Here is a 23916-nt window from a genome sequence, read left to right as displayed (position 1 = left end):
GGCGCTGCGCGACGCCCGCAACGAGATGACCCGCCTCCAGGCCCGCAACGCCGACGAGTGGAGGTGGGGCCACCTCCACCAGCTGGACCTGCTCAGCCCGACGCTCGGCAGCTCCGGGGTGGGGGCGGTCGAGGCGCTGGTCAACCGTGGTCCCTGGGAGGTCGGGGGCGGTGGCTCCGCGGTCGACGCCACGTCGTGGGACGCCGTCGAGGGGTACGACGTCACCGCGGCGCCGTCGATGCGGATGGTGGTGTCGCTGCGCGACCTCGACGAGTCCCGCTGGATCAACCTGACCGGCGTGTCAGGCCACCCGTTCAGCGACCACTACACCGACCAGACCGACCTGTGGGCAGACGGGGAGACCCTGGCCTGGCCGTTCTCGGCGGACGAGGTCGAGGCCGCCGGCAGCGCCACCCTCACCCTGGTCCCGGGCGAAAGCGAGTGATCCCGCCCGGGGTCACCGCGGCGAGGACCCGGCGGTCGTGCGGCGCCACCGGGACGTCCCGGCCGACCTCGCCGTCGTGCAGGAGGACGCAGGTGAAGGTCCCGACGGGAACTCGCGCGAGCGCACGGTCGTAGCTGCCGCCGCCGCGACCGAGCCTCATGCCCTCGCGTGACACCGCGAGACCGGGGACGAGCACCACGTCGGCGGTGGCGATCGCGTCGACGCCCAGGCGTCGACCCGCGGGCTCGAGGATCCCCCGCCGGGCGGGCAGCAGCGCGCTGCGGCCCTGGTAGACCGCCCAGTCCAGGTCGTCGTCGGGAAGCAGCACCGGCAGGAGCACCCTCGTGCCCGCCTCCGCCAGGGCGTCCAGCAGGATGCCGGTGCCCGGCTCGGACGCGGTGGAGACGTAGGCCGCCACCGTCGCCGCGCGGCGTACCTCCGGCTCGGCGAGGAGATGGCCGGCGATCGCGGTGCCTGCCGCACCCAGCTCCGCCACGGTCAGCCGGTTGCGCGCGGTGAGGATCTGGTCGCGCAGCGCGAGCTTGGCGGGGGCAGGCCCGTCGGCGGACTCGCGGGGCCGCTGTGGTTCTGCCACGCCGCCAGCCTACGATCGATCCCATGGGAAGCGCTGGGCTGAACACGGCACGCGACAAGATGGTCCGGGCCGGTATCAACGAGACGGCGATCGAGACGTTCGCCCACTACTACCGGCTCCTCGAGGCCGGCGAGACCGGCATGATCCCGGAGTCCACCGTCGAGCCGCTCGACATGGAGCGCCTCGTCGACGTCGAGGTCTCCGACGAGGACGGTGCCGCCGCCATCGCCAAGACCGCCATCATCAAGCTGAACGGTGGTCTCGGCACGTCGATGGGCATGGACCGGGCCAAGTCGCTGCTGTGCGTTCGGCGGGGGCTGTCCTTCCTCGACATCATCGCCCGCCAGGTGCTCCACCTGCGCCAGCAGTACGGCGCCACGCTGCCGCTGATCTTCATGAACAGCTTCCGCACCTCCGACGACACCCTGGAGGCGCTGGCCCGCTACGAGGACCTGCCGGTCGACGGCCTGCCGCTGGACTTCCTGCAGAACAAGGAGCCCAAGCTCCTGGTCAAGGATCTGTCCCCGGTCAGCCATCCGCGCGACCCCGAGCTGGAGTGGTGCCCGCCCGGACACGGTGACCTCTACACGGCGCTGCACGGCAGCGGGCTGGTTCGCCAGCTGATCGAGGCCGGCTACGACCGGGTGTTCGTGTCCAACTCCGACAACCTCGGCGCGGTCCCCGACGCCCGGGTGGCCGGCTGGTTCGCCGCGTCGGGAGCTCCGTTCGCGATCGAGGCCGTGCCGCGCACGCCGTCGGACCGCAAGGGCGGGCACTTCGCCCGCCGGCGTACCGACGGGCGGATCGTGCTCCGTGAGACCGCCCAGACCCTCGACGAGGACCTGGAGGCGGTGACCGACCTCGAACGCCACCGCTTCATGTCGACCAACAACCTGTGGTTCGACCTGCGGGCGATGCAGACCGAGCTCGAGCGACGCGGCGGGATCCTCGGGCTGCCGCTGATCCGCAACGTCAAGCATGTCGATCCCAGCGACTCCTCCACGCCGGAGGTGATCCAGATCGAGACCGCGATGGGGGCGGCGATCGAGATCTTCGAGGGTGCCCGCACGATCGAGGTCGGGCGCGACCGGTTCGTGCCGGTGAAGACCACCAACGACCTGCTGGTGCTGCGGTCCGACGTCTACGACCTCGGACAGGACTTCGTGCTCGACCAGGCCGGCGACGACGTCCCCTTCATCGAGCTCGACGGCAGCTTCTACAAGCACGTGGGGGAGTTCGACAAGCGGTTCCCCGAGGGAGCGCCGTCGTTGAAGGAGGCGAAGTCCCTGACCGTCGACGGCGACTGGACCTTCGGGCACGGCGTGCGGGTGGTCGGCAACGTGGAGCTGAGCGCCGACTCCGCGCAGCGGGTCGCGCCCGGGACGGTGCTGACGGATGGGTGACCGCGTCGCCACCGTCGACCAGCTCCTGGACCGGATCCTCGACCACATCGAGCCGCTGAAGGACTTCCCCCAGCCGCTCCTCGAGGCCCTCGACCTGCCCTCCGCCGAGGAGGTCATCGCTCCGATCGACCTGCCGTCCTTCGACAACTCCGCGATGGACGGGTACGCCGTCCGGCTCGCCGATGTCGTCGGGGCGACCGAGGAGTCCCCGGTGCACCTGCCGGTGGTCGGCGAGATCGGAGCCGGCCAGGCGGGCATCCTCGCGATGTCCCCCGGCACCGCGGTCAAGATCATGACCGGGGCCCCGATGCCCACCGGCGCCGACTCGGTGGTGCCCTACGAGTGGACCGACCGGGGCGTGGCCAACGTCCGGATCGTCCAGGCCCCCACCGAGGGCCAGCACGTCCGCCGGGCCGGCGAGGACGTCTCGGTCGGCGACGTGCTCATCGAGCACGGCAGCGTGCTGGGCCCGCGCCACCTCGGCCTGCTCGCCAGTGTCGGCCGGGCCACCGTCCGGTCCCGGCCCCGCCCGCGGGTGGTGATCCTCTCCACCGGCTCGGAGCTGCGTGACCCGGGGACGCCCCTGGGCCACGACTCCATCTACGACGGCAACTCCTGGCTGCTCGCCGCCGCCGCCCGCCGGGCCGGCGCCATCGCCTACCGGGTCGGCATCGTGCCCGACGAGCCGCGCGCCTTCCTCGACGCCCTCGGCGACCAGCTGGTGCGCGCCGACGTGGTCGTCACCAGCGGTGGCGTCTCCCAGGGCGACTACGACGTCGTCAAGGAGGCGCTCGCGCCCACCGGGTCGGTGTGGTTCGGCTCGGTGGCGATGCAGCCCGGCAAGCCGCAGGGGTTCGGGCTGGTCGGGGAGGAGCGGGTCCCGATCTTCACCCTGCCGGGCAACCCGGTGTCGTCGTACGTCTCCTTCGAGGCGTTCGTGCTGCCCGCGATCCGCAAGCTGATGGGCCGCACGCCCTACTCCCGCCCGACGACCCGGGCCCGGTTGACCCACCCCATCTCCTCCCCGGAGGGACGCCGGCAGTTCGTGCGCGGCGCCTACGAGGTCGACCGGGGCGGTCCGTTCGTCTCCCCGGTCGGGGGCCACGGCTCCCACCTGATCGGTGACCTCGCCGGGTCGAACGCGTTGATCGTGGTGCCGGAGGACGTCACCTCCGTCACGGCGGGAGAGCAGGTGCAGGTCAAGCTGTTGGACGAGGACTTCTGATGGCCGGGGCCGACCCGGAGGCGCGGCTCACCCACGTCGACGAGGCCGGCGCCGCCCGGATGGTCGACGTGTCCGGAAAGGACGTGACCGCCCGCATCGCCAGCGCCTCGGGCCGGGTCCTGGTCTCCGCGGAGGTGATCGGCCTGCTGCGGGGCGAGGGCGTTCCCAAGGGCGACGCGCTCGCCGTCGCCCGGCTCGCCGGGATCATGGGCGCCAAGCAGACGCCGACGCTGATCCCGCTCTGCCACCCGCTCGCGATCTCAGGGGTCACCGTCGACCTCACCGTGGGCGAGGAGTCCGTCGACATCGCCGCCACCGTCCGCACCACGGACCGCACCGGGGTGGAGATGGAGGCGCTGACCGCGGTGTCGGTGGCCGCCCTCACCGTGGTCGACATGGTCAAGGCGGTCGACAAGGGTGCGGTGATCACCGACGTCCGGGTCGAGTCGAAGTCCGGGGGCAAGTCGGGGGACTGGACGAGGTGAGCACCCGCGCCGAGGTCGTCGTGGCCTCCAACCGGGCGGCGTCCGGGGTCTACGAGGACCAGACCGGACCGATCATCGTGTCGTTCCTGCAGGGTCTCGGGTTCACCGTGGACGCGCCGGTCGTCGTACCCGACGGCGAGCCGGTGGGCGCGGCGATCTCCGCGGCCGCCGCGGGCGGGGCCCGGCTGGTGCTCACCACCGGCGGCACCGGCCTGACCCCGACCGACCGGACGCCCGAGGAGACCCGCGCCCTGCTGGACTTCGAGGTGCCGGGCATCGCCGACGCGATCCGCGCGGCCGGGGTCGAGGCGGGCGTGCCCACCGCCGTGCTCTCGCGCGGGGTCGCGGGCGTGATCGGCGACTGCCTGGTCGTGAACCTGCCGGGATCGCGCGGTGGGGTCAAGGACGGGCTGGCGGTGCTCGAGCCGATCCTGGTCCACGCTGTCGAGCAGGTCGTGGGGAGCGACCATTGAGGCCGTGGCCGGCCCGTTTGCACGACGGCGAGATCACGCTGCGCCCGCTCCGGTACTCCGACCAGGCCGACTGGCGGTCGGCCCGCGAACGCAACGTGGCCTGGCTGGCCCCCTGGGACGCCACCGCCCCGCCCGGGGCGGAGAACCGGCCGGCCACCTTCCGCCAGCTCGTCCGCCGGTTGCACGGGCTGGCCCGGGACGGCTCGGCGTACCCCTTCGCGGTCGAGGTCTCGGGGCGCTTCGCGGGTCAGGTGACGGTCAGCAACATCGTCCGCGGCTCGGCGCAGTTCGGGTCGCTGGGTTACTGGCTCGACCGTGACTACGCCGGCCGCGGGGTGATGCCGATGGCGGTGGCGATGGTCATCGACCACTGCTTCTTCACCGCGGGGCTGCACCGCATCGAGATCGCGATCCGTCCCGAGAACAGCAACTCGCTGCGGGTGGTCGAGAAGCTGGGCCTGCGCGAGGTCGGGTTCGCCCCGAAGTTCCTGCACATCGACGGGGCCTGGCGCGACCACCGGCTCTACGCGGTGACGGTGGAGGAGTGCCCCGACGGGATGCGGGCCCGACTGTCCTCGTGACCGCCCGATCACACCAGTCACACGAGTTGTTTTGCGACACACCTGTGGACATCCGTCCCGTTTTCGGCTATCGAACCTAGCCTTACCAACCGTGGACCTCAGCGCGTTGATCTTCGTCGCCCTTGCCGTGGCGTGGGCCGTCTACCTGATCCCGAAGGCGTTGCGGCACCACGACGACGTCGTGCGGAGCCGGTCGGTGGAGCGCTTCTCCCACACCATGCGGGTCCTGGCCCGGCGGGAGCCGGTCAACCGCCGCGACGCCCGCCTCGTCGTCGCGCCGGCCCGTGCGAAGTCCGCTCCCGTGGTGACCACCAAGGGGCCGGCCCGGGTCGACGCCGACCGTGAGACCGTCCAGCGCGCCACCCGTCGTCGTCGCCGGGTGCTCGGCCTGGTGCTGCTGGCCAACGCCGCCGTCGTCACCGTCGCCGCGTTCGGGCTCATCGACTGGTGGTACGTCGCCATCCCCGCCGGCCTGCTCGTCGCCTGGCTGGTGGCCTGCCGACTGATGGTCCGCCGGGAGCGGCCGGTCCACACGCAGCGGGTCCGCCCCGCGCCCTCGCCCGCCGACGAGCAGGCCGAGGCCCCGGTGCCCGCAGAGCAGGTCGAGGGCTTCTGGGACGACACCCCCACCGGGCAGACGCCCGCGATCGCCGACCCGAGCCTGTGGGACCCGATGCCGGTCACCCTTCCGACGTACGTCGGCAAGCCGGCGGCCGAGCGCCGCAGCGTCCGCACCATCGACCTCGACTCCACCGGGGTCTGGACCTCGGGCCGCACCGAGGCGGACTCCCAGATCGCCCGCGACGCCGACGAGGCTGCGCGCTCCGCGCGGGAAGGGCGCAAGGACGACGGAGGGCGCCGGGCCGTCGGCTCGTAGCTCCTCGGGCGCTACCGTGGCGCCATGCCCACCCCCGTGCACGCCGAGGTGTCCCGCAGCGTCCCGGTCCCGCTCGCGCAGGCGTACGAGGCTGTGCTCGCCGCCCCGCTGCCGGAGATCTTCTCCCGCCGGTTCGGGCCGCTTCCGCCCATCCGGGAGGTGCGCGACCAGGCGGGGGACTGGGGGGTCAGCGGGATCGGCCAGACCAGGACCATCGTCACCGCCGATCGCGGCACCATGCTCGAGGAGCTGACGGTTCTCGAGCCGCCGGCGCGGTTCGGCTACACGCTCTCCCGGATCACCGGGCCGATGAAGCTGCTGGTCGACCACGTCGACGGCATGTGGAGCTTCGCGACGGCCGGCACCGGCACGCGGGTCACGTGGGCCTGGACGTTCCACCCCGCCCACGGCGCCGCGCGCCTGGTGCTCCCGGGGCTGGCCCGGATGTGGCGTGGCTATGCCCGACAGGGGCTCGAGGAGCTGGAGGCGGCCCTCGTCTGACGGATTCGGCCAGCCCTCCGGGCTGGTGCTAACGTGTCCCCTCGCTTGGGGCTGTGGCGCAGTTGGTAGCGCGTCTCGTTCGCAATGAGAAGGTCAGGGGTTCGAATCCCCTCAGCTCCACCATCAGGTGCCGCACGAAGGCGGCCGGCCGGTCGCTGAAAGTCGACTCAACAAGTCGACTATGGTGGGGTGCATGTCGAGTGTGCTGACGAACGTCCTGCCGTCCCCTGAGGGCCTCGAGGTCGTGGTCCCGGCTCCGGACTCCGGACCCGGCAACTGGGCCGGGGCAGCCTCCGTCGTCCTGGTCGACGGTGTCTTCTGGCTGACCTACCGGGTACGCCGGCCGCCGGCCGTCGGCCGGGGTGTCAGTGTCGTGGTGGCCAGGTCCGAGGACGGCGTCCGCTTCACCCACGTCGCCGAGGTGGGTCGCGAGGGGTTCGGGACGGAGTCGTTCGAGCGGCCGGTGCTGGTTCCCCTCCCGGAAGGTGGTTGGCGCCTCTACGTCTCGTGCGCCACGCCGGACTCGAAGCACTGGTGGGTGGACAGCCTGACCGCGGCCAGTCCCGCCGACCTGCCCGACGGGGAGCGTCGGGTGGTGCTCCCGGGGGACTCGGAGCTGGCGGTGAAGGACCCCGTGATCCTGGTGCGGGACGGCCGGTGGCAGATGTGGGTGTGCTGCCACCCCCTCGATGAGCCGGGCCACGAGGACCGGATGAGCACGCGCCACCTCGTCAGTGCCGACGGGCTCGAGTGGGAGGACCGCGGCGAGGTGCTCGCCGGGTCGCCCGGGACGTGGGACGCGCGCGGGGCGCGGGTGACGGCCGTCCTCGAGGCAGAACCGCTCGTGGTCCTCTACGACGGCCGGGCGGACGCCGCCGCCAATTGGCACGAGACCACCGGCCTGGCTCGCTGGGACGGCACGAGGCTGGTGGCGGACCCCTCCGTCGGTCCGATCGCCTCACCCCACTCGGACGGGGCCTTCCGCTACGGCTGCGCGGTGCCGTTGCCGGACGGAAGTACCCGCTTCTACCTGGAGTCGGCGCGTCCGGACGGTGCTCACGACCTGGTGACCTGCTTGCGCTGAACGAACGACCCCCGGTCCTGCGGCGACAGCCAGTCGCTGAAGTCCTCGCCCGTGAGGTCGGTCAGGAGCGCCACGTCGTCGCTGAAGTCCGCGATCAGGCGCTGTCGTGCCTCCCAGGCGAGCGGCGGCCGGTGATGCGCGCCCGGCCCCGAGAGCTGGTTGACGAGTGGCGCGCTCGCCCTGCGCCAGACCTGGGGGGCGGCGAACTGTCCTGCCCGCGCGCCGGCCCGGATCACCGGCCCGATCGCCCGGGGTCGCCAGCCCGGAGGCACGTAGTTGTGTGAGTTGTCCTGGGGGATCGAGGAGACGAGTCCGGTCGAGATCCCCAGGAACCGGCAGGCGTGGTCGACCGCCGTGCGAGGCTCGTCGACCAGCGTCCGGTACCGCATCACCAGGACGCGCGAGGGGTCGACGTACCGGAACAGGTGCTGCAGCTGTTCGCCGTACCGGCCGAGGTCGCGGTAGCGCCAGAACGGAGCCCATCCGGACCGGATCCGCTCGTCCTGCCGGCGGTAGGCGGCCTCGAAGTCCGCCTCGGGTTCGAGCCCGTCGGACCACAGGTGCATCCAGTTGCTGTAGGCGCGGTCGATCGGGTCGCGCACCACGGCGATCAGGCGTACGTCGGGCAGGCCCTCGGCGATCCGTCGGTGCGCACCCCGACTCCACAGGTAGAACGGGGTGCTCTCTCCGCGAGCACGGTGGTGCTCGGGGTCATCGAAGAGCTCCAGGTAGTCCTCGCGGCGCCAGATCCACTCCCGCTGGGAGTGCGCGTCGCCGGGCCCACGCCAGGCTGGGGGCGGGGCGTCGTCGCAGAGCCAGTACTTCGGCTCCTTCGGCCGCGACATGAACACCTCGGGATGCTGGGTGAGGGCCGTGTGGAGGGCGGTGGTGCCCGCCTTCGGTGCGCCGACGATGAGGAAGGTGGGGAGGTTCGCCATGAAAGCAGAGTATGTCAGTCGACAAAGAACGTCTCGCCCTGCGCACCCGTTGGCGCCGGCCGCCCGGGGATGTCCCGGGTTGCGGAGCAGGCGGCGGATCCCGGCCAGGAGTCGTGGATGTCCACGCAGTCGCCCCCGCGGCCTGATTGGCTTGGGTCGCGGCCCGGGCGCCCGGAGCGCCATCGGGAAGGCCGCACCGGACGAAGGAGTGTTGTGGCACTGAGGGGACGCGCCGCCGCGGTGGTCGGCGCCGTGGCGGCGGCCCTGGGGTGCTACCTGGTGCTGCCGCTGCACTGGCCCTACGACCTGCCTACGTCGGCGCGGGTCGCCGAGGACGGTGCGGTCGTCCATGCGGCCGGCGAGAGCCTGTACGTCGCAGGTGCCGTCCACCGGATTCGCCCCGCCCCGGACTCGATGGCGGTGACCGAGGGTGGCCTGTACTACCTCGCCGACGAGGTGTTGTACCTGTGGGACCGGGATGGTTCCACCCGGATCGCCGACCTGGGCGCCGACCAGTGGCTGCAGGCCACCGCGGACGGTCGCTACCTCGCGTTCATCGACCGCGAGCACGGGCCGCTCAACCTCGTGCGCCAGAGGATCGCGCAGACGGTGGTCGTCGACACGGCCACGGGTGAGGAGGTCGTGCGTGACGTCGCCGGCAATGGGGCGAGGATGGCCACCGACGATCTGGCCGATCTCTACTCGGAGTCGCCACCGACGATGCTGGGGTTCGGCGCGGGGTCGGCGTACGCGGCGACAGCGCTGGGCAACGTGTACCGGTGGGACCTGGCCACCGGTGAACGCACCGACCTCGGGGAGGGCCGGATCCCGCGGACTCCGGACAACGCGGGCGGTGCCGAGGTTGCCTTCGACCTGGTCGCCGGGGTGCCGCAGCGGAACGCGCCGATCATGGGTGGGGCGTACTCCGGCCGGCTGTCCCCGGACGGCAGCCGCCTCGCCTACGCCGACCGAGCGGGGGCGCCGACGATGTTCACCCCCGGCGCCGAGCCGGTCACCTTCCCGGTGGAGGAGGGGACCCAGTTCCTGCTGGCGGGATGGCTCAGCGACGCCGAGTTCCTCGGGGTGAGTCTGCGCACGCCCTCCCGTCCCGGCGCCGAGGTCCGCGACGGGGTCGCCCAGGTGACGGTCTGCGCGGTCGGAACGACGACGTGCCGCGACGCGGGGGAGCCGGTGCCGGTGGTGGACGGGATCCTGCCGGTCCTGCCCCTGGGCCAGCCGGCCCCCTGAGCCGTCAGCGGGGCGCGGGCTCGAACAGCTCGACCAGGTTGCCGGCGGGGTCGGCGAGCAGGATCTGGCGGCCCCCGGGACCCGACACCACGTCGCTGACGAAACGGACCCCCTCGCCACGCAGCTGCTCGACCTGGCCGTCGAAGTCGCCGAGGACCAGGTGGATGCGGTTGCGGCCCGGGGCCGCATGGGTGTCCGGAGTGGACCGCGCACCGGAGCTGGCCGGGCCGGACAGGAGCAGACGCAACGGGCCACGCCCGACGTCCGCGAACGCGTCCCCCGCGCTGAAGCGGAGCGCGAAGCCCAGGTGCGTGGTGTAGAAGTCGACCGCTGCTGCCACGTCGTCGACGACATAGCGCACGCTGACGAGCTGGTCTTCGGTGGTCATGCCTGGACCTCCTGTGGGTCGGTCGATGCGAGCAGGGCGAGCAGGTGCTCGATGCGGGCTTCGATGTCCCGTGCGGCGCGGCGGACTGCCGCCTCGGCAGCTCGTCCGCGCAGGGTGTCCGGTGCCGGGTCGGTGATGCTCCAGTGGGCAGGTCGGGGGTGCCCCGCGAAGTCGGGGCAGACCTCCCGGACCTTGTCGCACAGGGTGATGACGTGGTCGAAGTCGCGCCGGGTCACCTGGTCGAGGTGCCGGGTCCGCTGCCCGCTGATGTCGATGTCGTAGTCCTCGGCCAGGACCCGTACCGCGGCCGGGTGGACGGACTCCCGGGGACGGCTGCCCGCGCTGGTCGCCTCCACCGTGCCGTGCGCCCGCTCGCGCAGCAGCGCCTCCGCGATCGGCGATCGCGCGCTGTTCCCGGTGCAGGCGAACAGCACCCGGAGGGGTCGCGAACCCCCACTCGGCAGCCGCGGGGGGCTGGTCCGGCCGGAGGGCAGGGAGGGGTGCAGCGCGGCGGCGGTCTGTGCCATCAGGTCCGCGCAACGGTCGAGGTCGAGGTGGTAGTAGCTGTCACGCGCGTCGAAGGAGCTCCGGCTCCTCGTCACCAGCTCGGCGTCGCGCAGCAGCCGCAGGTGGTAGGACACGAGGTTCTGCGGCTCCCCGACCGCTGCGACGAGCTCCCGCACCCGGAGGTCGCTGGTGGCCAGCCTGGCCAGCAGCTGCCACCTCAGGGGATGGGCGGCCAGCCGGACGAACGGTGGGGACATGGCGGCGACGGATGCCATGCCGCCCAGAATACATCAAACTCACTTGATGGGATTGCCACGTCGGTCCGCGGAGGCGCCGCGGCCGATATCGTGTGCACATGGCCCGTCGACGGCCGCTCACGGTCTTCCTGCTGCTGGCCTACGGGATCGGCTGGCCCGCGTTGATGGTCCCGGTCGTCTCCGACCTTCCCGCCGAACCCTTCCTGCTCGTCCTGCTGTACCTGGCGCTGCTCGGGCCGGCCCTGCTGGTCACGCGTTGGGCGGACGGGCCGGGAGCGATCCGTCGGCTGCTCGGCAGGACGTTGATCTGGCGCTTCGGCGTCGGACGGTGGCTGGTGGTCGTGCTCGCGATGCCGCTGCTCACCCTCGCGCTGGCCGCGTGCACCGGCACCCTCGAGGCGCCGGGACGGGGTTGGGCCTTCGAGGCGGGGTTCTACCTGTTCAACACGCTCGTCTTCGGCGCCCTGGTCGCCAACCTGTGGGAGGAGACCGCCTGGGGAGGGTTCGTCCAGACCCGGCTGATGGCACGGCACGGCTTGCTGATCGGGTCTCTGCTGACCGCCCCCCTGTTCGCCCTCATCCACGTCCCGCTGCAGCTCGGGGGCGGTGCGACCCGGACCGAGGCCGCCTACGGGATCCTCGTCGTGTTCCTGGGCGCGCCGTTCTACCGCTACCTGCTGGGCATGCACCTGATGGACACCGGCGGCAGCATCCTGGCGATCGCCGTGCAGCACGCGGCCTGGAACGCGTCGGGCAACCTCGATGCCGTGCGCGGCGAGTGGCAGGTGGTCGCCGCGGCCGTGCTGCTCACCTTCCTCGTCGCGGCCAGGCGGGCGGCGAGGCCCGGTGTCGACGCCCCCCGTGGCCTCGCGGAGGAGCGGCTGGCGGCGGCCGGATGGCTCCGCGTCGACCCCGCGCTCAGATCCAGCGGTCGAACCAGATCCGGTCCAGCCACTCCGAGTGGGTGAGCAGCTCGTCGGTCCAGATCGGCCAGAACCACGCGAAGTTCACCAGCACCAGCACGAAGAACGAGCCGGACACGACGACGCCGACGGTACGACGGCGCGACGGCACCGCCGACGGGCCGATCAGCGTCCCCATCGTGAGGGTCAGGGCCAGGACCAGGAAGGGCAGTATGAGCACCGCGTAGAAGAGGAAGATCGGCCGGTCGTCGTACATCAGCCAGGGCAGCCACGTCGACGCGGCGCCGACGACCGCGAGCCCGTAGCGCCAGTCGCGGCGCCCGGCCCACATCACCACCGCGAACAGCAGGGCGATCGTGCCTCCCCACCACACGGCGGGCGTGCCGAGCAGGATCACCTGCCGCAGGCAGTCGCTGCCCCGCGGCGCGTCACATCCCTGGGTGCCCGGCTGGATGTCGGTGTCGGCCTCGACCCCCACCGGACGGTTGAGCAACAGCCAACCCGAGGGCCGCGACTGGTAGGTGTGGTCCGAGCAGTTCAGGAAGTGGGCGTGGAAGGCGTAGACGTCCTGGTGGTAGTTCCACAGCGAGTGCAGTGACTGTGCGAGCTCGCCGGCGCCGGACGCGTCCGCCTCACGCGCCGTGGGCCACCGGTCCCCACCCGCGGACACGGCCTTGCAGCCGTCCTGGTGGTCGTATCGCGTGTACTGGGTCGAGGAGAGGTGCTCCTCGTAGTCGTGCGCGTGGACCAGCCAGCCGGTCCAGGTGGCGACGTAGACCAGGAAGGCGACGCCGACCAGCTGGAGGAACGCGGGCAGGCCGTCCACGAGCGCGGAGCGGAGCGCCGCGTGCCGGACGCCGAACAGGCGCCGGGTGCCGCTGCTCCAGGCCCACGCCAGCAGGCCGAACGCAGCCAGCGGGAACAGGGCGGTCCACTTGGTGCCGACCGCCAGCCCGAAGGACACCCCGCCCAGGAGCAGCCAGGGGCGCAGGAGCATCCGGCGGACCGGCCCGAAACCCCCGCGCACGCCGTCCGGGGCCAGGCGGCCCAGCCGGCCACGGAACCAGTCGCGGTCGTTGACCAGGCAGGCGACGCCGCAGAGCACGAAGAAGGCCACGAAGATGTCGAGCAGCGCCAGCCGGGAGAGCACCAGGTGCAGTCCGTCGAAGCAGAGCAGCAGCCCGGCCACGCAGCCCAGGACGGTCGACCCGGTCAGCCGCCGGGCCAGCCGGACCATCACCAGGACCATCAGGGCACCGACGACCGCCGAGGCGATGCGCCACCCGAACGGGTCCATCCCGAAGGCCTTCTCGCCGAGAGCGATCAGCCACTTGCCGACCTCGGGGTGCACGATGAACGACGGGTCGTCGGTCCAGATCCCGGTCGTCCGTCCGTCGAGGACCAGCTTGTCCGCGTTCTCGACGTGGTCGCGGACGTAGCCGTGGTTGAGCATCGACCAGGCGTCCTTGGCGTAGTACGTCTCGTCGAAGGAGAAGTCGCGAGGCGTGCCGAGGTGCCAGATGCGCAGCCCGAACGCCAGGAGAGCCACGCCGAACGCGGCGGCCCATCCGACCAGGGGGTTCTCGTTCCGCAGGCGGTCCAGGGCCCGCTCCCGTGCCGGCGGTACGCCGCCCCCCGCGCCGGTGCCCGAGGGACCGGCGATCGGTCGGTCCGGGGCGCGGGTGGTCACGGTCGGAAACTGTAATCGGCGGCTCCTGACATGATCGGCGCATGAGCACCCCCGGCGTCCTCGTGCTCGCAGCCACCCCGATCGGCCGGGTCGCCGACGCGCCGCCCCGCCTCGCGCAGGAGCTGGCCGCGGCCGACGTGATCGCGGCCGAGGACACCCGTCGGCTCAAGCGGCTGGTGGGGGACCTGGGCATCACGCTGCGCGGTCGCGTGGTGTCCTACTTCGAGGGCAACGAGAGCGCCCGCACCCCCGCTCTCGTCGAGGCGCTGGTGGCGGGCGAGCGCGTCGTCCTCGCCACCGACGCGGGCATGCCGAGCGTCTCCGACCCCGGGTTCCGGCTGGTCTCGGCGGCGGTGGCGCAGGGCATCACGGTCACGGCAGTGCCGGGGCCGAGCGCGGTGCTCACCGCCCTCGCCGTCTCGGGGCTGCCGGTGGACCGGTTCTGCTTCGAGGGGTTCCTGCCGCGCAAGGCCGGCGAGCGTGGTCGCCGGCTCTCGGGTCTCGCCGAGGAGCAGCGCACCATGGTGTTCTTCGAGGCTCCCCACCGGACCGCGGCGGCGCTGGCAGCGATGGCCGAGGCCTTCGGAGACGAGCGCGCGGCAGCCGTCTGTCGCGAGCTGACCAAGACCCACGAGGAGGTGCGCCGTGGGCCGCTGGGCGATCTGGCTGCCTGGGCCGAGGACGGTGTGCGGGGCGAGGTGACCATCGTGGTCTCCGGTGCCGTTCCGGTCGCACCCGTCTCCGACGACCCCGACGCGCTGCGGACGTCCGTGGCCGAGCTGGAGGAAGAAGGCATGAGCCGCAAGGACGCCATCGTCGAGACTGCCCGTCTGGCGGGCGTCCCCAAACGCACCGTCTACAACCTGGTGCACGGGTCATGAGCAGGCGGATCACGTCCTTCTACCGCGACGGGCTCACCTTCGACGTCCGCGACGAAGGCCCGCTCGACGGCCCGGTCGCCGTCCTCCTCCACGGCTTCCCGGAGCGCAGCAGCTCGTGGCGCGACGTCGCGCCGATCCTGCACGCACGCGGCATCCGCACCCTCGCGCCGGACCAGCGCGGCTACTCACCCGGCGCCCGCCCCCGGCGGCGCCGTGACTACCGCATCCCCGTCCTCGTCGACGACGTCGCCACCCTCGTCGACCGGGTGGGCGGGCCGGTCCACGTGGTCGGTCACGACTGGGGAGCCACGGTCGGGTGGGCCCTCGCGGCCACCCGCCCCGAGCTGGTGCGGACGCTCAGTGCGGTCTCCGTGCCGCACCCGGCCGCCTTCCTGAAGGCGATGCTGGGCTCCGACCAGGGGCTCCGGTCGCGCTACATGCTCCTCTTCCAGCTCCCCGGCCTGCCCGAGCGCCTCGCCCGGCGCGCCGGCGGTCGCTTCGACGAGCAGCTCCAGCACGGCGGGATGACGGCCGAGGACCTGGCGCGGTTCCGCCGCGAGATCGTCGAGTACGGCGCCCTGCGCGGCGGGATCCACTGGTACCGCGCCATCCCGCTGACCGATCTCCGGGCCTCCCGGGCGCGGGTCACCGTGCCGACGACGTACGTCTGGAGCGACGGTGACGTGGCGATCACCCGCCACGCCGCCGAGCTCTGCGGGCGCTACGTCCAGGGGCCCTACCACTTCGCGGTCCTCGAGGGCGTGAGCCACTGGATCCCCGCGCAGGCCCCCGAGCCGCTGGCCGCGCTGGTCCTCGACCGGATCGAGAGGTCGGTGCCATGACCGGTGGCCCCACCCGCGCCCGCTCGGCCACCACGGAGGACGGTGGTGGCCGCAACCGCGAGCGCCCGCCGGCGCCCGAGCCCCTGCCCCACCCGGTCGTCGACAACCACTGCCACCTCGACATCGCCGACGGCGACGACTGGTTCTCCACCGACGACGCGATCGCCGCGGCGGGCGCGGTCGGCGTGACCCGGATCGTGCAGATCGGCTGCGACCTGCCCGGGGCGCGCTGGGCCGTCGAGGCCGCGGCGTCGTACGACGCCCTGGTGGCCGGGGTCGCGCTCCATCCCAACGAGGCACCCCGCCAGGCGGCGGCCGGCACCCTCGACGATGCGCTGGAGGAGATCGAGGCGCTGGCCCGCGCGCACGACAAGGTCAGGGCGGTGGGGGAGACGGGGCTCGACCACTTCCGCACCGGTGAGGACGGCCGGGCGGCGCAGGTGGAGTCGTTCCGCCGGCACATCGACCTCGCCAAGCGGCTGGACAAGACCCTGGTCATCCACGACCGCGACGCCCACGACGAGGTGCTGGCGGTGCTCGACGAGGAGGGCCCGCCGGAGCGCTGGGTGATGCACTGCTTCTCCGGCGACGCCGCGTTTGCCAGGGCCTGCCTCGACCGCGGTGCCTACCTCAGCTTCGCCGGCACCGTCACCTTCAAGAACGCGCAGCCGCTGCGGGACGCGCTGGTGGTGACCCCGCGAGATCGCGTGCTGGTCGAGACCGATGCGCCGTTCCTGACGCCGACCCCCTACCGCGGACGCCCCAACGCCTCCTACCTCGTTCCGTTCACGATGCGGCTGATGGCCGAGGTCCGCGGCGACGACCTGGGCGATCTGTGCGAGTGCGTCGAAGGCAACACCGAGGCGGTGTTTGGCGGCCCCTGGTAGCGGGCAAGACACTCTCCGTGCCTACGAGAGCCTCGTCACTTACCCCCCAAAACAGGGGTTCGGGGTTTGGTGTGTCGCAGGAGCCTCGTTATCGTCCTGTGACTGTTGGCCGGAAATCGGGATCGATATCTGTCCAGCGCCAGGTGTGGTCGCCATCCGCGACCGCCCGTGAGATCCCCCGTCTCGCAGCGTGACGCCCACCGGTGATTCGCGCGCGACGGGCGCGCTGACAGCCCCGAGAACCGGGAAGAACAACGTTCGGAGAATCGTGCCCAGTAATGAGCACAGCAAGCTAGCAGCCATCTTCAGGAGCCGAGGCGTCCTGATCGGCCTCGTGACCGCCGTGGTCCTCGCCCTGGCGGGCACCACTGCCGGGTACGCCGCTCTCAGCAAGTCGGTGACCGTCTCCCTGGACGGCCAGCCGCGCGAGGTGACCGCCATGGGCGGGACCGTGGGCGACGTCCTCTCGGCCGAGGGCATCGAGGTCGGTGAGCACGACATCGTGGCCCCGAGCGTCGACGAGGAGGTGGCCGACGGCAGCCGCATCAGCGTGCGCTTCGGCCGGCCCCTCGAGCTCAGCGTCGACGGCAAGGAGACGACCCACTGGGTCACCTCCACCGACGTCGCGGCCGCGCTCGGCGAGATCGGCAAGCGCTTCCTCGGCGCCGACCTGTCCACCTCGCGTGGCGCGGGCATCGGCCGTGAGGGGATGGCCCTCGAGATCGTGACTCCCAAGAAGCTCGAGCTCAAGATCGGTGCCAAGAAGCCGGTCAAGCGCGAGCTGACCGCACTCACGGTCAAGGACGCGCTCGAGGAGATGAACGTCAAGGTCGACAAGCGGGACATCGTCAAGCCGGGCCTCGGCAAGGAGCTCCAGGACGGTGACCGGGTGGTGTTCACCGACATCCGCGTCGTCACCAAGCGGGTGAAGGCCGAGACCCTCTCCTTCGACACCATCGAGCGCGAGGACTCCTCGATGACCGAGGGCGAGACCGAGGTCATCCGCGCCGGCAAGGCCGGTTCGCGCAACGTGACCTACCGGCGCACCTACCGCAACGGCGAGCTCGTGGCGACCAAGGTCCTCAGCCAGAAGGTCCTCGAGTCGCCGCGCGACCGGATCGTCGTGGTCGGCACCAAGGACCCCGCGCCGTCGGTCAACTACGCCTCCGGCAGCACCGTCTGGGACCAGCTCGCCGAGTGTGAGTCCGGCGGCAACTGGGCGATCAACACCGGCAACGGCTACTACGGCGGCCTCCAGTTCTCGCTGAGCACCTGGCAGTCGTACGGCGGTCCCGGCTACCCGCACACCGCGAGCCGAGAGACGCAGATCATGATCGCCGAGCGGGTGCGCGCTGCCGACGGTGGCGGGTACAGCTCCTGGCCGGCCTGTTCGCAGGCGCTGGGGCTGCCCCAGTAGCCGAGCAGCAGGCAACCGGCCCGTTGGTCCAACCGGTCGTACGGTGACCGCTCGCATCGGGCTAACGTTCACGGCATGACCACTTCCGCCGGGCCGAGACTTCTCGGCCCGGCGGACGTGCGTTCGCTGGCAGCCGCCGTCGATCTGAGGCCCACCAAGCAACGGGGGCAGAACTTCGTCATCGACGCCAACACCGTGCGCCGGATCGTCCGGGCCTCCGGCATCACGCCGGACGACGTCGTGGTCGAGGTGGGCCCCGGCCTCGGGTCGCTGACCCTCGCCCTGCTCGGCGTGGCGAAGCGGGTGGTGGCGGTCGAGGTCGACGACCAGCTGGCGTCGCTGCTGCCGTCCACCGTGGCGTCCTACGCGCCCGACCACGCCGAGCGGTTCGAGCTGGTGCACGCCGACGCGCTCCGGCTCCAGGGTCTGGAGGGGCCTCCGCCGACCGCGCTGGTGGCCAACCTGCCCTACAACGTGTCCGTGCCGGTCCTGCTGCACCTCCTCGCCGTGCTGCCCTCCCTCGAACGCGGACTGGTCATGGTGCAGGCCGAGGTCGCCGACCGCCTCGCGGCCGGCCCCGGATCGAAGGTCTACGGCGTGCCGTCGGTCAAGGCCGCGTGGTTCGCCGACGTACGCCGGGCGGGCACCGTCGGTCGGACCGTCTTCTGGCCGCCGCCCAACGTCGACTCCGGACTGGTCGCCTGGACCCGCCGCGACCCGCCGCGCACGACCGCGTCGCGGGCCGAGGTCTTCGCGGTCGTCGACGCGGCATTCGCCCAGCGGCGCAAGACCCTGCGCGGTGCGCTGCGCGGACTGGCGGGGTCGGCGGACGACGCCGAGCGCGCGTTGACGGCCGCCGGGGTGGACCCGGTGGCCCGGGGCGAGGTCCTCGACATCGCTGCGTTCGTGCGGATCGCCGAGGCGCTCCACGGGGCCCGGTCGTGAGCCCGGACAGCGGTACCGTCCGCGCCCGGGCAGCGGCGAAGATCAACCTGCACCTCGGCGTGGGCAGCGTCCGCGACGACGGATACCACGACCTGAGCACCATCTACCAGGCGATCTCCCTCTACGACCAGGTCGAGGCCGAGCCCTGGCACCGGTGGCGGATCGAGACCCGCGTGGAGCCGTACGTCGACCGGTCGGCCGTGCCCGGGGTGGGGGACAACATCGTCACCCGGGCCGGCACCCTGCTGGCCGAGCTGCACGGTGTCGAGCTGCGTGCGGACATGGTCGTCGACAAGGCCATCCCGGTCGCGGGTGGCCTGGCCGGCGGCTCGGCCGACGCGGCCGCGACCCTGGTCGTGCTCGACGAGCTGTGGGGGCTCGACACCCCCCGGGCCGAGCTGCTCACCCTCGCCGCCCAGCTGGGCAGCGACGTACCGTTCGCGCTGCTCGGCGGCACCGGCCACGGCACCGGGCGCGGCGAGCTCGTCGAGCCCGTCCCCGACCCCGGCGAGTGGTGGTGGGTGGTCGTCCCGCAACGCGACGGTCTCGACACGCCTGCGGTCTACCGCCACTTCGACGACATGGTGCCCCATGCCGGGACCCCCGCGCCGGCCGACGACCTCATCGCCGCCCTGGCCACGGGCGACGCGCGGCAGCTGGCCGCCGCCTTGCACAACGACCTCCAGCGACCGGCGTTCGACCTGCGACCTGAGCTCCGGTCGCTGATCTCGCTCGGTGAGTCCGAGGGCGCGCTGCGGGGGCTCATCTCGGGGTCGGGGCCGACCTGCGTGTTCCTGTGCGAGGACGAGTCGCACGCCGACAGCGTGGCCGACGGCCTCCGCTACACCGGGCACGTCACCGCGCTCACCGCGAGCGGCCCGGCCCCCGGCCCGACGGCTGGTCCCGCGAGCTGATGGCCAACCTGCTGAACCTGGAGCGGGTCTCCAAGGCGTACGGCGTCCGCGCCCTGCTCGACGATGTCTCGCTGGGGATCTCCGTGGGGCAGCGGATCGGGATCGTCGGGCGCAACGGCGCGGGCAAGACCACGCTCCTGGAGGTGATGACGGGGCTGGCGGAGCCCGACTCCGGCCGGGTCTCCCGGGTGCGCGGGCTGGCGGTCGGCTACCTCCACCAGGGCGACGCCCTCTCCGACACCCACAGCGTCCGCGAGGCCGTGCTGGCCGGGCGCTCCGACCACGAGTGGGCAGCCGACCCCCGCACCCGCGAGGTCGTCGAGGAGCTGCTCGCCGGCATCACCCTGGACCGGGCGGTCCTCGGCCTGTCCGGCGGGGAGCGACGACGGTGTGCCCTCGCCGCGCTGCTGCTGGGGGACCACGACCTGATCGTGCTGGACGAGCCGACCAACCACCTCGACGTCGAGGCGGTGGCGTGGCTGGCCGCCCACCTGGTCGCCCGTCCGTCCGCGCTGGTCGTGGTCACCCACGACCGGTGGTTCCTGGACGCGGTCTGCGAGGCGACCTGGGAGATCCACGACGGTGCGGTCGACGCCTACGAGGGCGGCTACGCGGCGTACGTCCTGGCCCGGGCCGAACGCCAGCGACAGGCCGCCGCCACCGAGACCCGGCGCCGCAACCTGGTCCGCAAGGAGCTCGCCTGGTTGCGCCGCGGCCCCCCGGCCCGCACCTCCAAGCCGAAGTTCCGCATCGACGCGGCCAACGCCCTGATCGAGGACGTGCCGCCCCCGCGGGACCGGCTGGAGCTCCAGCGGTTCGCGACCCAGCGGCTCGGCAAGGACGTGGTGGACGTCGAGGACGTCGACCTGAGCCGGGGTGAACGGGTCCTGCTCAGCCACGCCACCTGGCGGCTCGGTCCGGGGGACCGGGTCGGGATCGTGGGGGTCAACGGGGCCGGCAAGTCCTCGGTGCTGGCCCTGCTGGAGGGCCAGCTCGCGCCGTCCGCGGGCAAGGTCAAGCACGGCCGCACCGTCGCGCTCCAGCACCTCACCCAGCACGTCGAGGACCTCGACCCGGCCGCGCGCGTGCTGGAGACGGTGGAGTCGATCCGCCGGGTGACCCGGACCGCCGACGGCGAGATCACCGCCACCGCGATGCTGGAGCGCTTCGGCTTCACCGGCGACCGGCTGACCGCCCGGGTCGGCGACCTGTCCGGTGGTGAGCGCCGACGCTTCCAGCTGCTGCGGCTGCTGCTGACCGAGCCCAACGTGCTGCTCCTCGACGAACCCACCAACGACCTCGACATCGAGACCCTCAACGTGCTGGAGGACTTCCTCGACGGCTGGCCGGGCACGCTGGTGGTGGTCTCGCACGACCGCTACTTCCTGGAGCGGGTCTGCGACTCGGTCTGGGCGCTGCTCGGCGACGGTCAGATCTCGATGCTCCCGCGTGGCGTCGACGAGTACCTCGAGCGGCTGCGGGGCGCGAGGAACGAGCGCCTCGCGTGGGCCAGCGAAGGTCGAGCAAGCGACGCGACCGAGGCACGAGGTCGCGTGAGCGGGTCGAGACCCGGTGAGGCGAAGGCAACGTCCAAGCCCGGGAGCGCCGAGGAGCGGGCAGCCCGCAAGACCGTCGCCCGGATCGACAAGCAGCTCGAGCGGCTGGCCGAGCGGGAGAAGACGCTGGACGCCGAGATCGCCGCTCACTCCCACGACCACGTGCGGTTGACCGAGCTCAGTGCCGAGTACGCCGCCGTACGGACTGAGCGAGAGGGGCTGGAGCAGGAGTGGCTCGAGGCCGCCGAGCTGCTGGAGTGACGGCTCAGCTGAACGGTGCGAGCAGCGTGCGCAGCAGCGCGGCGAGCCGCTTGCGGTCGCGCAGTGGCAGGCCGGCGAGGAGCTCGGTCTCCGCGGCCAGCAGCGCCTCGAACGCCGCGTCCACCGCGTCCTTGCCCTCGGCGGTCAGCCGGACGATGACCCCGCGCCGGTCGTCGGGGTCGGGGCTGCGCTCCACATAGCCGCGCGCGGCGAGCCGGTCCACCCGGTTGGTCATGGTCCCGCTGGTCACCAGGGTCTCGCGGAGCAGCCGGCCGGGGGACAGCTCGTACGGCGCCCCGGTGCGACGGAGGGCGGCGAGGACGTCGAACTCCCAGGACTCGATGCCGTGGGCGGTGAAGGCGGCCCGCCGAGCCAGGTCGAGGTGGCGGGCCAGGCGGCTGATCCGGCTGAACACCGCAACGGGGGCGAGGTCGAGGTCGGGACGTTCACGCGCCCACGCCTCGGTCAGCTCGTCGACCTCATCCCTCATGTCCACATTCTAGACCTAGATCGAGAATCTTGACATCAAGATAGCCTCGATGGAGGATCGGCCCATGCCGCACACCTGGGACCCGGAGCGCTACCTCACCTACGCCGACGAGCGGGGCCGTCCGTTCCTCGACCTGATCGCCCGCATCGACGCCGACTCGCCGCGACGGGTCGTCGACCTCGGCTGCGGGCCCGGCAACCTCACCGGGCTCCTCGCGCAGCGGTGGCCGGACGCGGAGGTGCTCGGGCTCGACTCCAGCCCGGAGATGATCGCGCGGGCCCAGGCTCCGGGGGTGCGCTTCGCGGTGGGGGACCTCCGGGAGTGGGTGTCGCAGGAGCGGGGGCAGGTCGACGTGCTCGTCTCGAACGCGACGCTGCAATGGGTCCCGGGCCACCTCGAGCTGCTGCCCCGGCTGGTCGAGCGGGTGAGCCCGGGCGGGTGGTTCGCCTTCCAGGTCCCGGGCAACCTCGACGAGCCCAGCCACACGATCCGGCAGGAGCTCGCGGGCGACGAGCGCTTCGCCGCGCACACCGCCGGCGTGGCAGTGCCCGACAGCCACGACCCGGAGCAGTACCTCGACGCGCTGGCCGCGGCCGGATGCGTCGTCGACGCCTGGGAGACCACCTACCTCCACGTGCTCACCGGCGACGACCCGGTGTTCACCTGGGTGTCCGGAACCGGTGCGCGGCCGACGCTCGAGGCACTGCCGGCGGGGCTGCGGGAGGAGTTCGAGGAGGAGTTCAAGGCCCGCCTGCGGACGGCGTACCCCCGCCGCGAGTACGGCGTCCTGCTCCCCTTCCGCCGGGTGTTCGTGGTGGCGCGGGTCCGCCCGTGAGATCGTGACGGCGTCCGCCATTACCTGCGAGTAACATCGCCCCATGCCCGCCGTACTCGACCTCTGGCAGAAGGCCAGCCGACTCCCCCAGGGGAAGCGGATCTTCTCGATCGCGTTCACGAGGAAGGCGCCGTACTTCGCGACCATCCGGCCACGCTTCGTCGAGATCCGGCCCAACCACGCCGAGCTGGTGATCCCGAAGCGACGGGCCGTCCACAACCACATCGGGACGGTGCACGCGATCGCGCTGTGCAACGGGCTCGAGGCGGCGATGGGGGCGCTGGCCGAGGCGACGATCCCCCCCGACAAGCGGTGGATCCCGAAGGGCATGGACATCGCCTACACCGCCAAGGCCGACTCCGACGTCACCTGCATCGCCGAGACCGACCCCGCGCAGTGGACCGGTGACGACCCCGACCTCCCGGTCCGGGTCCGCGGCGTACGCCGCGACGGCGAGGTCGTCATCGAGGGCGTGATCCGGCTCTGGGTCACCCCCAAGCGCTGACCCGCCCGAAACTGACGCCAAATCACGCTGACCCGCCCGAAACTTTCGGGCGGGTCAGCGTGGGGTGAGGAAGATCGGGTTGGTGAGGGCCACCATCTGGGCGGCCGGCATGTCGTCGACCGGGCTGACCACGACGTCGTCGGGGCGGCGGATCTCGGCGCGGACGAACGGCGCGGTCCCGGCGGGCACCGACACGGTGACGTTCACCCGCCCGTCGGCATCGGCCACCTCGCCGGCCAGGACGCCGGCCGGGCCGCGAATCTGCGCCACCGCGCCGGGAACGCCCGACGCCTCGAGTCGTACGTCGACCAGGTCGGTCGGTTCGGCCCCCAGATGGTCTCCGCACGAGACCGCCCGATCGCCCGACGTCGCCGAGAAGGCGAGGTCGACGGCGGACGACTCCGCGAGCCACGCGTGCCCTCCCTTGACCCCGGCCACCACCGCGGCGGTCGACAGGGTCGGCAGCCGGACCACGGTCTGGGCCAGGCCGACCGCCTGGCTGTCGACGTGGGAGTCGGAGTTGCCGACGACCGGGATGAACCTGCCCTGCACGAGCATCGCGTGCCAGTGCTCGACGGCCGTCTGGTCGTCACCGGTCCTCGGGCCGTTCCAGACCTCGATCGCGTCGATGCCGGTGTAGTCGTAGCCGAACTCCCACCGGATGCTCGGGACCGGGTTGAACGGGTGCGCCGCGATCGCCAGCCCGCCGGCCGCACGCACCCGGTCGGTGAACCGCTCCAGCTGGTCGTCGCCCGCGCGGTAG

At 72.4% G+C, this 23916-nt stretch carries 27 protein-coding genes and 1 tRNA gene; 21 read left to right on the top strand and 7 right to left on the bottom strand.

The window, feature by feature from the left end; translation table 11 throughout:
• Positions 1–445 (top strand): penicillin acylase family protein (locus tag VFN12_RS05730; protein ID WP_325117642.1); only part of this gene is annotated, 445 nt, incomplete at its 5' end.
• Here VFN12_RS05730 and VFN12_RS05725 read toward each other — a convergent pair.
• Entirely contained in the window at positions 417–1040 is a 624-nt protein-coding gene (locus tag VFN12_RS05725) for a 5-formyltetrahydrofolate cyclo-ligase (RefSeq protein ID WP_325117641.1), read from the bottom strand. The two genes, VFN12_RS05730 and VFN12_RS05725, sit on opposite strands and share 29 nt — an antisense overlap.
• 23 nt (positions 1041–1063) lie before the next feature.
• Here VFN12_RS05725 and VFN12_RS05720 point away from each other — a divergent pair, with 23 nt between their 5' ends.
• The 9 genes from VFN12_RS05720 (at position 1064) to VFN12_RS05680 (ending at position 7669) form a co-directional block, all read left to right on the top strand.
• Complete coding sequence (locus tag VFN12_RS05720; protein WP_325117640.1) at positions 1064–2443, top strand: UTP--glucose-1-phosphate uridylyltransferase; 1380 nt, start codon at positions 1064–1066, stop codon at positions 2441–2443.
• Positions 2436–3668 carry a gephyrin-like molybdotransferase Glp gene (gene glp / locus VFN12_RS05715; RefSeq protein ID WP_325117639.1) on the top strand — a complete coding sequence of 411 codons (1233 nt, stop codon included), beginning with the start codon at positions 2436–2438 and terminating at the stop codon, positions 3666–3668. Before VFN12_RS05720 ends, glp begins: the two co-directional genes overlap by 8 nt.
• Positions 3668–4153 (top strand): cyclic pyranopterin monophosphate synthase MoaC, encoded by a 486-nt coding sequence (moaC, locus tag VFN12_RS05710; RefSeq protein ID WP_325117638.1) that lies wholly within the window; start codon positions 3668–3670, stop codon positions 4151–4153. The genes glp and moaC overlap by 1 nt, the downstream gene beginning before the upstream one ends.
• Positions 4150–4626, top strand: a complete 477-nt coding sequence (locus tag VFN12_RS05705; protein ID WP_325117636.1) for a molybdenum cofactor synthesis domain-containing protein — start codon at positions 4150–4152, stop codon at positions 4624–4626. Before moaC ends, VFN12_RS05705 begins: the two co-directional genes overlap by 4 nt.
• Positions 4623–5207 carry a GNAT family protein gene (locus VFN12_RS05700; RefSeq protein WP_325117635.1) on the top strand — a complete coding sequence of 195 codons (585 nt, stop codon included), beginning with the start codon at positions 4623–4625 and terminating at the stop codon, positions 5205–5207. Before VFN12_RS05705 ends, VFN12_RS05700 begins: the two co-directional genes overlap by 4 nt.
• A 91-nt stretch (positions 5208–5298) precedes the next feature.
• Positions 5299–6084 (top strand): hypothetical protein, encoded by a 786-nt coding sequence (locus tag VFN12_RS05695; RefSeq protein WP_325117634.1) that lies wholly within the window; start codon positions 5299–5301, stop codon positions 6082–6084.
• A 24-nt stretch (positions 6085–6108) separates the two neighbouring features.
• Positions 6109–6585 carry an SRPBCC family protein gene (locus VFN12_RS05690; RefSeq protein ID WP_325117633.1) on the top strand — a complete coding sequence of 159 codons (477 nt, stop codon included), beginning with the start codon at positions 6109–6111 and terminating at the stop codon, positions 6583–6585.
• A 47-nt stretch (positions 6586–6632) separates the two neighbouring features.
• A tRNA-Ala gene (locus VFN12_RS05685) sits at positions 6633–6708 on the top strand.
• A gap of 70 nt (positions 6709–6778) precedes the next feature.
• Positions 6779–7669, top strand: coding sequence for a hypothetical protein (locus tag VFN12_RS05680; protein WP_325117632.1), 891 nt, complete (start codon positions 6779–6781; stop codon positions 7667–7669).
• Here the strand turns inward: VFN12_RS05680 and VFN12_RS05675 are convergent.
• Positions 7642–8607 (bottom strand): sulfotransferase, encoded by a 966-nt coding sequence (locus VFN12_RS05675; RefSeq protein WP_325117631.1) that lies wholly within the window; start codon positions 8605–8607, stop codon positions 7642–7644. The two genes, VFN12_RS05680 and VFN12_RS05675, sit on opposite strands and share 28 nt — an antisense overlap.
• 213 nt (positions 8608–8820) lie before the next feature.
• Between VFN12_RS05675 and VFN12_RS05670 the strand changes: the two genes are divergently transcribed.
• Positions 8821–9855, top strand: coding sequence for a hypothetical protein (locus tag VFN12_RS05670; protein ID WP_325117630.1), 1035 nt, complete (start codon positions 8821–8823; stop codon positions 9853–9855).
• Positions 9856–9859: 4 nt separating this feature from the next.
• Here VFN12_RS05670 and VFN12_RS05665 read toward each other — a convergent pair whose 3' ends face one another.
• Complete coding sequence (locus VFN12_RS05665) at positions 9860–10243, bottom strand: VOC family protein (RefSeq protein WP_325117629.1); 384 nt, start codon at positions 10241–10243, stop codon at positions 9860–9862.
• A complete protein-coding gene (locus VFN12_RS05660; RefSeq protein ID WP_325117628.1) occupies positions 10240–11025 on the bottom strand; it encodes an ArsR family transcriptional regulator in 786 nt (261 codons plus the stop codon). Before VFN12_RS05660 ends, VFN12_RS05665 begins: the two co-directional genes overlap by 4 nt.
• Before the next feature lie 80 nt (positions 11026–11105).
• Between VFN12_RS05660 and VFN12_RS05655 the strand changes: the two genes are divergently transcribed.
• The gene (locus VFN12_RS05655; protein ID WP_325117627.1) at positions 11106–11975 is read left to right on the top strand and encodes a CPBP family intramembrane glutamic endopeptidase; all 870 of its coding nucleotides are present in this window, start codon (positions 11106–11108) and stop codon (positions 11973–11975) included.
• Here the strand turns inward: VFN12_RS05655 and VFN12_RS05650 are convergent.
• Positions 11926–13620 carry a dolichyl-phosphate-mannose--protein mannosyltransferase gene (locus VFN12_RS05650; protein ID WP_325117626.1) on the bottom strand — a complete coding sequence of 565 codons (1695 nt, stop codon included), beginning with the start codon at positions 13618–13620 and terminating at the stop codon, positions 11926–11928. The two genes, VFN12_RS05655 and VFN12_RS05650, sit on opposite strands and share 50 nt — an antisense overlap.
• 41 nt (positions 13621–13661) lie before the next feature.
• Here VFN12_RS05650 and rsmI point away from each other — a divergent pair, with 41 nt between their 5' ends.
• The 7 genes from rsmI (at position 13662) to VFN12_RS05615 (ending at position 21323) form a co-directional block, all read left to right on the top strand.
• Entirely contained in the window at positions 13662–14501 is an 840-nt protein-coding gene (rsmI, locus tag VFN12_RS05645) for a 16S rRNA (cytidine(1402)-2'-O)-methyltransferase (protein ID WP_325117625.1), read from the top strand.
• Complete coding sequence (locus tag VFN12_RS05640) at positions 14498–15343, top strand: alpha/beta fold hydrolase (protein ID WP_325117624.1); 846 nt, start codon at positions 14498–14500, stop codon at positions 15341–15343. The genes rsmI and VFN12_RS05640 overlap by 4 nt, the downstream gene beginning before the upstream one ends.
• Positions 15340–16230 carry a TatD family hydrolase gene (locus VFN12_RS05635; protein ID WP_325117623.1) on the top strand — a complete coding sequence of 297 codons (891 nt, stop codon included), beginning with the start codon at positions 15340–15342 and terminating at the stop codon, positions 16228–16230. Before VFN12_RS05640 ends, VFN12_RS05635 begins: the two co-directional genes overlap by 4 nt.
• A 334-nt stretch (positions 16231–16564) precedes the next feature.
• On the top strand, positions 16565–17647 hold the full coding sequence (locus VFN12_RS05630; protein WP_325117622.1) for a transglycosylase family protein: 1083 nt from the start codon (positions 16565–16567) through the stop codon (positions 17645–17647).
• Between the two features lie 75 nt (positions 17648–17722).
• Entirely contained in the window at positions 17723–18592 is an 870-nt protein-coding gene (gene rsmA / locus VFN12_RS05625; RefSeq protein WP_325117621.1) for a 16S rRNA (adenine(1518)-N(6)/adenine(1519)-N(6))-dimethyltransferase RsmA, read from the top strand.
• Positions 18589–19506: a 4-(cytidine 5'-diphospho)-2-C-methyl-D-erythritol kinase gene (locus tag VFN12_RS05620; RefSeq protein ID WP_325117620.1), complete on the top strand. Its 918-nt coding sequence runs from the start codon at positions 18589–18591 to the stop codon at positions 19504–19506. Before rsmA ends, VFN12_RS05620 begins: the two co-directional genes overlap by 4 nt.
• Entirely contained in the window at positions 19506–21323 is a 1818-nt protein-coding gene (locus tag VFN12_RS05615) for an ABC-F family ATP-binding cassette domain-containing protein (RefSeq protein WP_325117619.1), read from the top strand. Before VFN12_RS05620 ends, VFN12_RS05615 begins: the two co-directional genes overlap by 1 nt.
• A gap of 4 nt (positions 21324–21327) precedes the next feature.
• Here the strand turns inward: VFN12_RS05615 and VFN12_RS05610 are convergent, their stop codons facing one another.
• Complete coding sequence (locus tag VFN12_RS05610; RefSeq protein WP_325117618.1) at positions 21328–21813, bottom strand: MarR family winged helix-turn-helix transcriptional regulator; 486 nt, start codon at positions 21811–21813, stop codon at positions 21328–21330.
• 64 nt (positions 21814–21877) lie between these two features.
• Between VFN12_RS05610 and VFN12_RS05605 the strand changes: the two genes are divergently transcribed.
• Complete coding sequence (locus tag VFN12_RS05605) at positions 21878–22648, top strand: trans-aconitate 2-methyltransferase (protein WP_325117617.1); 771 nt, start codon at positions 21878–21880, stop codon at positions 22646–22648.
• 43 nt (positions 22649–22691) lie between these two features.
• Entirely contained in the window at positions 22692–23153 is a 462-nt protein-coding gene (locus VFN12_RS05600; RefSeq protein WP_325117616.1) for a hotdog fold domain-containing protein, read from the top strand.
• A gap of 54 nt (positions 23154–23207) precedes the next feature.
• Here VFN12_RS05600 and VFN12_RS05595 read toward each other — a convergent pair.
• Positions 23208–23916: CehA/McbA family metallohydrolase (locus VFN12_RS05595; protein ID WP_325117615.1), on the bottom strand; the 709-nt coding region annotated here is incomplete at its 5' end.

Source organism: Nocardioides sp. (assembly GCF_035703625.1).
Taxonomy (GTDB): Bacteria; Actinomycetota; Actinomycetes; order Propionibacteriales; family Nocardioidaceae; genus Nocardioides.
Note: the sequence above shows the minus strand (reverse complement) of the source record. Positions and strands in the feature narration are given on the sequence as shown.

Coding starts and splice junctions, on each gene's coding strand:
- VFN12_RS05720 (WP_325117640.1), top strand. CDS start 1,064: ATGGGAAGCGCTGGGCTGAACACGGCACGCGACAAGATGGTCCGGGCC.
- glp (WP_325117639.1), top strand. CDS start 2,436: ATGGGTGACCGCGTCGCCACCGTCGACCAGCTCCTGGACCGGATCCTC.
- moaC (WP_325117638.1), top strand. CDS start 3,668: ATGGCCGGGGCCGACCCGGAGGCGCGGCTCACCCACGTCGACGAGGCC.
- VFN12_RS05690 (WP_325117633.1), top strand. CDS start 6,109: ATGCCCACCCCCGTGCACGCCGAGGTGTCCCGCAGCGTCCCGGTCCCG.
- VFN12_RS05680 (WP_325117632.1), top strand. CDS start 6,779: ATGTCGAGTGTGCTGACGAACGTCCTGCCGTCCCCTGAGGGCCTCGAG.
- VFN12_RS05675 (WP_325117631.1), bottom strand. CDS start 8,607: ATGGCGAACCTCCCCACCTTCCTCATCGTCGGCGCACCGAAGGCGGGC.
- VFN12_RS05665 (WP_325117629.1), bottom strand. CDS start 10,243: ATGACCACCGAAGACCAGCTCGTCAGCGTGCGCTATGTCGTCGACGAC.
- VFN12_RS05660 (WP_325117628.1), bottom strand. CDS start 11,025: ATGGCATCCGTCGCCGCCATGTCCCCACCGTTCGTCCGGCTGGCCGCC.
- VFN12_RS05655 (WP_325117627.1), top strand. CDS start 11,106: ATGGCCCGTCGACGGCCGCTCACGGTCTTCCTGCTGCTGGCCTACGGG.
- rsmI (WP_325117625.1), top strand. CDS start 13,662: ATGAGCACCCCCGGCGTCCTCGTGCTCGCAGCCACCCCGATCGGCCGG.
- VFN12_RS05640 (WP_325117624.1), top strand. CDS start 14,498: ATGAGCAGGCGGATCACGTCCTTCTACCGCGACGGGCTCACCTTCGAC.
- VFN12_RS05635 (WP_325117623.1), top strand. CDS start 15,340: ATGACCGGTGGCCCCACCCGCGCCCGCTCGGCCACCACGGAGGACGGT.
- rsmA (WP_325117621.1), top strand. CDS start 17,723: ATGACCACTTCCGCCGGGCCGAGACTTCTCGGCCCGGCGGACGTGCGT.
- VFN12_RS05615 (WP_325117619.1), top strand. CDS start 19,506: ATGGCCAACCTGCTGAACCTGGAGCGGGTCTCCAAGGCGTACGGCGTC.
- VFN12_RS05610 (WP_325117618.1), bottom strand. CDS start 21,813: ATGAGGGATGAGGTCGACGAGCTGACCGAGGCGTGGGCGCGTGAACGT.
- VFN12_RS05605 (WP_325117617.1), top strand. CDS start 21,878: ATGCCGCACACCTGGGACCCGGAGCGCTACCTCACCTACGCCGACGAG.
- VFN12_RS05600 (WP_325117616.1), top strand. CDS start 22,692: ATGCCCGCCGTACTCGACCTCTGGCAGAAGGCCAGCCGACTCCCCCAG.